The organism is Microcoleus sp. BM001215392 (assembly GCF_036700185.1).
Classification (GTDB): Bacteria; Cyanobacteriota; Cyanobacteriia; order Cyanobacteriales; family Microcoleaceae; genus Microcoleus.
Map to the genome: position 1 here is coordinate 1 of NZ_JAUBOJ010000737.1, position 1,216 is coordinate 1,216.

General features: G+C 42.5%; 2 protein-coding genes. Both read right to left on the reverse strand.

Features of this window, described 5'->3' with window-relative positions; genetic code table 11:
- Window positions 1-406, reverse strand: a 406-nt coding sequence (locus QT974_RS34550; RefSeq protein ID WP_333472848.1) for a DUF4347 domain-containing protein, incomplete at its 3' end; no start/stop codon positions are given.
- 161 nt (window positions 407-567) lie between these two features.
- Window positions 568-1,065, reverse strand: a complete 498-nt coding sequence (locus QT974_RS34555; protein ID WP_333472849.1) for a hypothetical protein — start codon at window positions 1,063-1,065, stop codon at window positions 568-570.
- Between the last annotated feature and the right edge of the window lie 151 nt (window positions 1,066-1,216).

Below are 1,216 nucleotides of genomic sequence, written 5' to 3' on the forward strand. Positions count from 1 at the left end.
ACCGACTTTCGCTATGAGACGGGGATTTAAATCCCCGGCGGACTTGCGGACAAACACGAGGCCCCGATCCAACATTGCAACCATAAATTAAAATATCCGCACTGTCTGTAAAAGCACTCCGCCACTGTTGCAATTGCTGTGAATAAGCTTCTAAGTTATCCAAAGAAAAGCGGGTTTTTCCGATTTGCAAACTACCAGGACTGCCATGAGAAATGATGTGAATGCTGTCAATATTTGTTCGCAGAGATAAGACTTGAGTAATTTGGGCGATCGCATCCCTATCCCGATCTAAAATTACCACTTCTGTACCCGGTTTTACCCCGGTCATCAAACTTTGATAATCTTCAACTTGACTGTCGATAAATGCGATCGCACTTCCTGAAACTTGAGCATTTAAGTTTGGCATAATATACCTACTCATGCTAAAAAAAGACAATAGCTCTTCTGTTTCGCGACTCGCATCCGAAACTATTTCCGAAGCTTGTAGTAAGCATAGCACTTTGTCAAGAGAGTATCTGGCAGAGGAGTGCGTATGTTCTGGAGTTGTGAAACTGATGCAAATCGCACCTAAGTTGGTGGCATCAGTGTCCCGACGATCGCAAGTACAAACAGGCTGCCTCCCACAGCGATAGTTAGTAGATTCCATACCGAAAATCGATCGTTAGGATTGTGGTTGGGTGCGGCTAAACTGTTCAGTTCATTTACAGTCTCTTGAACTGGAAGCAAAACTATTACAGAGAAAAAACCAACTATAAAGTATGGTTTTGGCAGTTGGGCGCACAGCGCAAGCCCAAACCAAGCAACAGTCAGCAAAAATGGACTAAAGTTGGCATCAATACCGCGCAATTTAGCCCTATTTCTAATCTTCGTAATTAAGGAATAACAAAAAAGACCGTTAAAAACAGCTCTCCAAAATGGGCTAATGTTTGTTCCAGTTGCGGCTTTGAATAGCTGCCAGTTTTTGTAAAACCAAAAAATTTGATAGAGTCCAAAGGTTACTAGGGACATCACGAGCAACTTGAAGCGAGAAACAGGAAAAAACATGGGTTGTGAATTTTCGTACATATCAAACACCTCATTGGTTGATATATTAATAGTCGATCGAGACTTACAGCAGATTGCAGGTTTATGAAGTACATTTCAGATCGATGTTAAACCGGTAGTCCGGCAGGGGTTTAAACCCCTGCCTCAAAGCTGAAGTCCTCTCAAAGAGGAC